This is a genomic window from Streptomyces sp. NPDC090022, assembly GCF_044748145.1.
GTDB lineage: Bacteria > Actinomycetota > Actinomycetes > Streptomycetales > Streptomycetaceae > Streptomyces.
Genome location: NZ_JBIVFN010000035.1, coordinates 72,453 through 80,614, shown reverse-complemented (window position 1 = coordinate 80,614; position 8,162 = coordinate 72,453). Strand labels below are relative to the sequence as shown.

6 protein-coding genes, 1 rRNA gene and 1 pseudogene are annotated in these 8,162 nt (G+C 73.4%); 7 read left to right on the top strand and 1 reads right to left on the bottom strand.

Annotated elements, in window-relative coordinates; translation table 11 throughout:
• The 3 genes and pseudogenes from rrf to ACIPXB_RS34870 form a co-directional block, all read left to right on the top strand.
• A 5S ribosomal RNA gene (gene rrf / locus ACIPXB_RS34880) occupies positions 1–91 on the top strand; the annotation flags it as partial.
• 109 nt (positions 92–200) lie between these two features.
• Positions 201–1,535, top strand: a pseudogene (locus tag ACIPXB_RS34875) (hypothetical protein); the annotation flags it as partial.
• A 60-nt stretch (positions 1,536–1,595) separates the two neighbouring features.
• Complete coding sequence (locus ACIPXB_RS34870) at positions 1,596–2,465, top strand: hypothetical protein (protein ID WP_401456637.1); 870 nt, start codon at positions 1,596–1,598, stop codon at positions 2,463–2,465.
• Positions 2,466–2,560: 95 nt separating this feature from the next.
• Here ACIPXB_RS34870 and ACIPXB_RS34865 read toward each other — a convergent pair whose 3' ends face one another.
• Positions 2,561–3,832: a DUF1015 family protein gene (locus ACIPXB_RS34865; RefSeq protein WP_401456622.1), complete on the bottom strand. Its 1,272-nt coding sequence runs from the start codon at positions 3,830–3,832 to the stop codon at positions 2,561–2,563.
• A 115-nt stretch (positions 3,833–3,947) separates the two neighbouring features.
• Here ACIPXB_RS34865 and ACIPXB_RS34860 point away from each other — a divergent pair, with 115 nt between their 5' ends.
• The 4 genes from ACIPXB_RS34860 to ACIPXB_RS34845 all read left to right on the top strand — a co-directional run bounded on the left by ACIPXB_RS34860 (position 3,948) and on the right by ACIPXB_RS34845 (position 8,040).
• Positions 3,948–4,997 (top strand): HAD hydrolase-like protein, encoded by a 1,050-nt coding sequence (locus ACIPXB_RS34860; RefSeq protein ID WP_401456620.1) that lies wholly within the window; start codon positions 3,948–3,950, stop codon positions 4,995–4,997.
• 90 nt (positions 4,998–5,087) lie between these two features.
• Complete coding sequence (locus ACIPXB_RS34855) at positions 5,088–6,134, top strand: FecCD family ABC transporter permease (protein WP_401456617.1); 1,047 nt, start codon at positions 5,088–5,090, stop codon at positions 6,132–6,134.
• Positions 6,131–7,207, top strand: coding sequence for a FecCD family ABC transporter permease (locus ACIPXB_RS34850; RefSeq protein ID WP_401456615.1), 1,077 nt, complete (start codon positions 6,131–6,133; stop codon positions 7,205–7,207). The genes ACIPXB_RS34855 and ACIPXB_RS34850 overlap by 4 nt, the downstream gene beginning before the upstream one ends.
• Complete coding sequence (locus ACIPXB_RS34845) at positions 7,204–8,040, top strand: ABC transporter ATP-binding protein (protein ID WP_401456613.1); 837 nt, start codon at positions 7,204–7,206, stop codon at positions 8,038–8,040. Before ACIPXB_RS34850 ends, ACIPXB_RS34845 begins: the two co-directional genes overlap by 4 nt.
• Positions 8,041–8,162 lie beyond the last annotated feature (122 nt).

Sequence of the window (8,162 nt, the reverse complement as noted above, 5' to 3'; positions counted from 1 at the left end):
GCCCGGTTACATTCCGAACCCGGAAGCTAAGCCTTTCAGCGCCGATGGTACTGCAGGGGGGACCCTGTGGGAGAGTAGGACGCCGCCGAACAATCTTTCAAAGGACCCTTGGTCCTCAGCGTTCACGCTGAGGACCAAGGGTCCTTTTTGTTTTTGCTCGTTTTTACGCCGGAGCGCGGCCATGGGCTGGTTGCGCGAGAATGACTAGCGGTACCCCGAAGACAGGAGTCACACCCATGTCCAACTCTCCCGACGATCGTCCGGAGCGCGAGCCCCGTCGCAACGACGGTGGTGACAGGGGCGGCTACCGCGGGGGCCGTGACGACCGTGGCGGTGACCGCGGCGGCTACCGCCGTGACGACCGTGGCGGCCGGCCCAGCGGTGGCGGCTACCCCCGTCGCGACGACCGCGGCGGCCGCCCGGCCGGCGGCAGCGACCGCGGCGACCGTGGTGGCTTCCGCGGCCGTGACGACCGCGGCGGCGACCGCGGCGGCGACCGTGGTGGTTACCCCCGTCGTGATGACCGTGGCGCCGGTGGCTACCCGCGTCGTGACGACCGGGGCGGTGACCGTCCGTCCTTCCGTCGCGACGACCGGGGCGACCGTCCCAGCTACCCGCGCCGTGACGACCGGAGCGCCGGTGGTTACCCGCGTCGTGACGACCGCGGTGGCGACCGTCCGTCGTTCCGTCGTGATGACCGTGGTGAGCGTCCCAGCTACCCGCGCCGTGATGACGAGCGTGGTGGTTTCCGCGGTCGTGACGACCGTGGTGGCGACCGTCCGAGCTACCCGCGTCGTGACGACCGTGGTGGCGACCGTCCGTCGTTCCGTCGTGATGACCGTGGTGAGCGTCCCAGCTACCCGCGCCGTGATGACGAGCGTGGTGGTGGTTTCCGTGGCCGTGACGACCGTGGTGGGGATCGCCCCAGCTACCCGCGCCGTGACGACCGGGGCGCCGGTGGTTACCCGCGTCGTGACGACCGTGGTGGCGACCGTCCGTCGTTCCGTCGTGATGACCGTGGTGAGCGTCCCAGCTACCCGCGCCGTGACGACGAGCGTGGTGGTTTCCGCGGTCGTGACGACCGTGGTGGCGACCGTCCGAGCTACCCGCGCCGTGACGACCGCGGTGGCGACCGTCCGTCGTTCCGTCGTGATGACCGTGGTGAGCGTCCCAGCTACCCGCGCCGTGACGACGAGCGTGGTGGTTTCCGCGGTCGCGACGACCGTGGTGGCGACCGTCCGAGCTACCCGCGCCGTGACGACCGCGGCGGTGACCGTCCGTCGTTCCGTCGTGATGACCGTGGTGAGCGTCCCAGCTACCCGCGCCGTGACGACGACCGGGGCGGCTTCCGCCGTGACGACCGGGGCGGCGACCGTGGTGGGTACCGCGGTGGCCGTGATGACCGCGGTGGCGACCGTGGTGGCTACCGGGGCCGTGACGACCGGGGCGGCGACCGTGGTGGGTACCGCGGTGGCCGTGATGACCGTGGTGGCTACCGTGGCCGTGACGAGCGGGACCGTGACTTCCGCGACCGCGAGCCCGTCAAGCGGCTCCCGATCGACGAGGACGTCACCGGTGACGAGATCGACGCCGACGTGCGCCAGGAGCTGCTGAGCCTGCCCAAGGGGCTGGCCGAGGAGGTCTCCCGGAACCTGGTCATGGTCGCGCGGCTGATCGACGAGGAGCCGGAGCAGGCGTACGCGTACTCGCGCATCGCGCTGCGCCTGGCCTCCCGCGTCGCCGCCGTCCGCGAGGCCGCCGGCTTCGCCGCGTACGCCACGCAGAAGTACAGCGAGGCGCTGGCGGAGTTCCGTGCCGCCCGCCGGATGACCGGTTCCGTCGAGCTGTGGCCCGTCATGGCCGACTGCGAGCGCGGTCTGGGCCGCCCCGAGCGCGCCCTGGCCATGGCCGGCGAGCCCGAGGTGCAGAAACTGGACAAGGCCGGCCAGGTCGAGATGCGGCTGGTCGCGGCCGGTGCCCGGCGGGACATGGGGCAGCTGGACGCCGCCATCGTGACCCTCCAGAGCCCGGAGCTGGCCTCCAACTCCGTCCAGCCGTGGACCGCGCGGCTGCGCTACGCGTACGCCGACGCGCTGCTGGCGGCCGAGCGCGAGGACGAGGCGCGCGAGTGGTTCGCCAAGACCGTCGAGGCCGACAAGGACGGGGCGACCGACGCCTCCGACCGGCTGGCCGAGATGGACGGGGTCGAGTTCGTCGACGCGATGACCGACGAGGACGACGAGGAGTCGGACGACCCGGAGGTCCGCGCGGCCGAGCGGGCGGCGGACCGGACCGAGTACTACGACGAGGACGACGACGAGTACGAGCCGGTCGGGGCGGGCGACGAGGACGAGGACGCCCGGCGCGCCGGCGGTGACCTCGCTGCGGACGACATCGCCGACGAGGTCATCTTCGAGGAGGACGTCGAGCACAAGTCCGGCCAGGACGAGCGCGACGACCGCTGACGCGGCTGACGCATGAGACGAAGGGCGGTACCCCGGTGAGGGGTACCGCCCTTCGGCGTGTGTCGTGTGCGTCGTCCGGGGTCTGTCGGGCGCGGTCAGTCCAGGCTGCGCAGGACCAGGCCCGTCGCCGGCTTCGGGCCGAACGACGTCGACTTGCGGGGCATGGTGACGCCCTGCCGGGCCAGGTCCCGTACGACTTCCTCGCGGACCGGGTGCAGCAGCACCGCCGTTCCGCCGGTGCGTTCGGCCATGGCGATGGTGGCCTCGGTGTCGTGGATGTAGGTGATGTGCTCGGGGGTGTCCGGGACCTGCCACACCGCATCCAGGAGGGTGGCGTGCAGCACCGTCGCGTCCAGCCGGCGCCAGGCCTCCGGACGGTCGTGCCGCACCGTACGGTCGATGAGCTCCGGGTCGGGGTCGGTGACCAGGTGGAAGCGGCCGTCGCCGGCGAGCAGGAAGGCGTTGCCCTTGGCGGTGGCCGCCGCCAGGGCGTCCAGCGCCGCCGGCAGCGGGCCGTCGACGACCCGGGTACGGAAGCGGTCGTCGAGCGCGGCGAGGGCGTCGGCCACCGGAAGCCGGCGCAGCATCCGGTGGATGGCGCGGACCTGGAGCGGGTAGCGGGCCGTGTCCACCAGGAGGACCAGGCCGAAGTCCCAGTCGGTGGGACTCTGGTGCTCCTCCTGCAGGCGCAGGTACGTCGCCCAGCGGTGATGGCCGTCGGCGATGAGGGCCTGGCGGCCGCCGAGGTCGGCGGTGACGGCGGCCAGCGCGGCCGGGTCGGTGATGGACCACAGGCGGTGGCAGAAACCGTCCTCCGTGGTGGTCGACAGCAGTGGTGTCCCGGCGACGGTGGTCTCGACGACGCGGGCGGCGCCGGATCCGGGGTCGTCGCCGCGGTAGGTCAGGAGCAGCGGCTCGAGATTGGCCGAGGTCGCACGCATCAGGCCGGCCCGGTCGGTGACCACGTGCGGCATGACGTCCTCGTGCGGCAGGACGATGCCGGCGTCGGCGGTGGACAGGGCCAGGGCGCCGATGACGCCGCGCTGGAGCAGATCGCCCTTGCGCTGCTCGTAGACGTACAGGGCCGGCTCGGGGTCGGCGGACAGCACGCCCTCGGCGAGCCAGTCGTGGAGGGTCCGGGCGGCCTGCTCGTTGCGGGCGTCGGGGGTGTCCGCCTGGGGCAGGATCAGCCGGACGATGTTGTGCGGGTCGGCGGACTCGAGGTGGTTGAGCCCGTCGGGGCGCACGACCACGTCGTACGGCGGCGAGGTGACGGCGGCGAGGCTGCCGACGCGCTCGGGGACATAGCGCAGGCCATGGAAGGGGATCAGGCGCAGTCCGTGCTCCGCGGTACCAGGTGTGGTCATTGGTGCATGGTAAGGGGCGTCTCGCGATGCGGGATGATCGGGGGCGTACGGATTTCGGTCATGATCACGCACGGTCCGGCGGCGGCGCCGGCGTGCGGGGACGAGGAGCGGGCGGATGAGTCGGCAGAGCAGGACCAGGCCCTCCGGGAGCGAGCGGAGCCTGCACCGGGCGTACGACACGGCCCTGCTGGACCTGGACGGCGTGGTGTACGCGGGCGGGCTGGCGATCGCCCACGCCGTGGAGTCGCTGGGGGCGGCGCGCGCGGTCGGGATGCACCTGGCGTACGTCACGAACAACGCGCTGCGCACGCCGGACGCGGTCGCCGAGCACCTGACCGAGCTGGGCATCCCGACGGTCGCGGACGAGGTGATCACCTCCGCGCAGGCGGTGGCCCGGCTGATCTCCGAGCGGCTGCCGGCCGGTGCGAAGGTGCTGGTGATCGGCGGCGAGGGGCTGCGGGTGGCGCTGCGCGAGCGCGGCCTGGTGCCGGCGGACTCGGCGGACGAGGCGGACCTGGCGGCGGTGGTGCAGGGCTACGGCGGGCCGGAGCTGCCGTGGAGCCGTTTCGCGGAGGCCAGTTACGCGATCGCGCGCGGGCTGCCGTGGTTCGCGTCGAACACGGACCTGACGATCCCCAGCGCACGGGGGATCGCGCCCGGCAACGGGGCGGCCGTCGAGGTCGTCCGGATCGCGACGGGCGCGGAGCCCGAGGTGGCGGGCAAGCCGCTGCCCCCGATGCACCGGGAGACGATCCTGCGGACGGGCGCGCAGCGGCCGCTGGTGGTGGGGGACCGGCTCGACACGGACATCGAGGGCGCGTTCAACGGGGAGGTGGACTCCCTGCTGGTGCTGACCGGGGTCACGGACGGGGCGCAGCTGCTGCGGGCCGAACCCCGGCACCGGCCGACGTACGTGGACCGCGATCTGCGGGGGATGCTGACCGGGCAGCCGGAGGTGGTCGCGGCCGGCGAGGGGTTCCGGTGCGGGGCGTGGACGGCGGTCGCCGGGGACGGCGCGCTGGAGCTGCGCGAGGACGGCGACGGCGCGGGCGAAGGGGATCCGCTGGACGGGCTGCGGGCGCTGTGCGCGGCGGCCTGGAGCCGGGCCGGGGACGGAACGTGCGAGCTGGACGCGGACAAGGCGCTGGCGCGGCTGGGCCTTTGAGCGGGCCGTGGACGCCGGGCGGTGTCGCGGGGTGGCCCTCGGGCAGCACACCTGATCAACAGGGTCGGAGGGTAGGCTAACCTAACCTCCGTGTTGGCTGAGAGTCCCCCGAAAGAGAGCGCGGCGCCGGTCGCCGCCGTCCGCCCGCGGCACGCGGCGCGCGCCGCCGGTCTGCTGGCCGCCCTCGGCGCCCTCGCGCTGATCGCGGTGGCGAGCATCGCCGTCGGCGCCAAGCAGATGCCGCTGGAGGAGGTCTGGCACGGGCTGTTCCACTACACGGGCACGACCTCCGACGTGGTGGTGCGCGACCTGCGGGTGCCGCGCACTCTGCTCGGGCTGATGGTAGGGCTCGCGCTCGGGCTGTCGGGCGCGGTCATGCAGGCCCTGACCCGCAACCCGCTGGCCGAGCCGGGCATCCTCGGTGTCAACGCCGGTGCGGCCGCCGCCGTCGTCTCCGCCATCAGCTTCCTGGGCGCGAGCAAACTGAGCGAGTTCGTCTGGTACGCCTTCGCCGGCGCGGCGGTGGTGTCGGTCGTCGTCTACGTCCTGGGCGGCAGCCGGAGCGCCACTCCGGTCCGGCTGGCGCTGGCCGGCACCGCGGCCAGTTTCGCGCTCGTCAGTTACGTCAACGCCGTCCAGCTCATGGACAGCGAGGCGCTCGGCAAGCTGCGCTTCTGGTCGGTCGGTTCGCTGGCCTCCGCCACCATGGACACCGTCACGCAGGTCGCACCGTTCCTGCTGGCCGGCGCGGTGCTGGCGCTGGCGCTGGGGCGGTCGCTCAACGCCATGGCCATGGGCGACGACACCGCGCGGGCGCTGGGCGCCCATCTGACGCGGACCCGGATCACCGCCATGGTGGCCATCACCCTGCTGTGCGGGGCGGCGACGGCGGCCTGCGGGCCCATCGTCTTCATCGGCCTGATGGTCCCGCACCTCGTCCGCGTCTTCACCGGGCCCGACATGCGCTGGGTTCTCGCCTACTCGGCGGTCCTCTCGCCCGTGCTGCTGCTGGGCGCGGACATCGTCGGCCGGGTCGTCACGCGCCCCGCCGAGCTGCAGGTCGGCATCGTCTCGGCGATCATCGGCGGGCCCGTCTTCATCCACCTGGTTCGGCGCAAGAGGATGGCCCAGCTGTGACCGTGACTGCCAAGTCCCCCGAGGGCCGGTTCTCCCGGCCCGGACCCCGGGCGCTGCGCGGCCCCGGCGGGCTGTCCCTGCGCGTCGAGCCGCGTGCCGTGGCCGCCGGGGTGCTGCTGCTCGTCGCCGCGCTGGCGATGGCCGTCGTACTGATCGGCACCGGCGACTTCCAGATCGCGCCCGCCGACGTCGTCCAGACCCTGCTGGGCAACGGCACGCCCGCGAACGACTTCATCGTCAACGACCTGCGGCTGCCGCGGGCCCTGGTCGCGCTGCTGGTCGGCGCGGCGCTCGGGATGTCCGGCGCGGTCTTCCAGTCGGTGTCGCGCAATCCGCTCGGCTCCCCGGACATGCTCGGTTTCGGATACGGCTCGGTGGTCGGCGCGCTCGTCGTCATCACGGTCTTCAAGGGCGACGCCACCGAAGTCGCGCTCGGGGCGGTGGTCGGCGGCCTCCTCGTCGGCGTCGTCATCTACCTGCTCGCCTATCAGAAGGGGATCCACGGCTACCGGCTGGTGCTCGTCGGCATCGGAGCCTCGGCGGTGCTGGTCGCCGTGATCCAGTTCCTGCTGACCAAGGCCCAGGACACCGAGGCCGCCCGGGGCATCGTGTGGATGACCGGTTCGCTGGCCGGGCGGGACTGGGCCCAGGTGTGGCCGCTCGCGGTGGCCTGCGCGGTGCTGTTCCCGCTGGTGCTCGGGCAGGGGCGGGCCCTGCGGATGATGGAGATGGGCGACGACGCGGCGTACGCGGCCGGCGTACGGGTGGAACGTACCCGGATGCTGCTGATGCTGGCGGCGATCCTGCTGACCACGGCGGCGGCCGCGGCAGCCGGCCCGATCTCCTTCGTGGCGCTGGCGGCGCCCCAGCTCGCCCGGCGCCTGACCCGCTCGCCCGGGTCGAACCTGGTGTCCGCCGCGCTGATGGGCTCGGTGCTGCTGCTGGTGTCCGACTGGGCCTCGCAGCGGGCCTTCGGCGCCGACCAGCTCCCGGTGGGCGTGGTGACCGGGCTCGTCGGCGGTGTCTACCTGCTCTGGCTGCTCGTCACCGAGCGCAAGGCGGGACGTATATGAAGTCACAAGGGAGTGCGCAAGTGCAGGTGCAGCGGCTGACCGCGGAGAACGTGACCCTCGGCTACGACGAGCGGGTCATCGCCGAGAACCTGTCGGTGGAGATACCCGACAACTCCTTCACCGTGATCGTCGGACCGAACGCGTGCGGCAAGTCCACGCTGCTGCGGGCCCTGTCGCGGATGCTGAAGCCGACGGCGGGGCGGGTGCTGCTCGACGGGCAGGCGATCGGGTCGCTGCCCGCCAAGAAGGTCGCCAAGACGCTGGGGCTGCTGCCGCAGTCCTCGATCGCGCCGGACGGGATCACGGTCAGCGACCTGGTCTCGCGCGGCCGCTACCCGCACCAGGGGCTGCTGCGGCAGTGGTCGCCGGAGGACGAGCGGATCGTCCAGGAGTCGATGGCCTCGACGGGGGTCGCGGAGCTGGCCGACCGGGCCGTGGACGAGCTCTCGGGCGGGCAGCGGCAGCGGGTCTGGATCGCGATGGCGCTCGCCCAGCAGACGCCGCTGCTGCTGCTGGACGAGCCGACGACGTACCTGGACATCCAGCACCAGATCGACGTCCTGGACCTGTGCGCGGAGCTGCACGAGACCCAGGGCCGCACGCTGGTCGCGGTGCTGCACGACCTCAACCACGCCGCCCGCTACGCCACGCACCTGATCGCGATGCGCGGCGGCACGGTGGTCGCGGAGGGCCCGCCGGCCGAGGTGGTCACGGCGGAGCTGGTGGAGAAGGTCTTCGGGCTGCGCTGCCAGGTCATCGACGACCCGGAGACGGGTACGCCGCTGGTCGTCCCGGCGGCGCGGAAGGCCCGGGCGAAGGTCCTGACGGCGTAGCGGGGGCGCGGGCGGGCCCCGGCCCCCCCGGGGCCGGGCCCCCCGCCCCCCGCCCCCCCCCCCCCCCCCCCCCCCCCCCCCCCCCCCCCCCCCCCCGGCCCCCCCCCCCCCCCCCCCCCCGT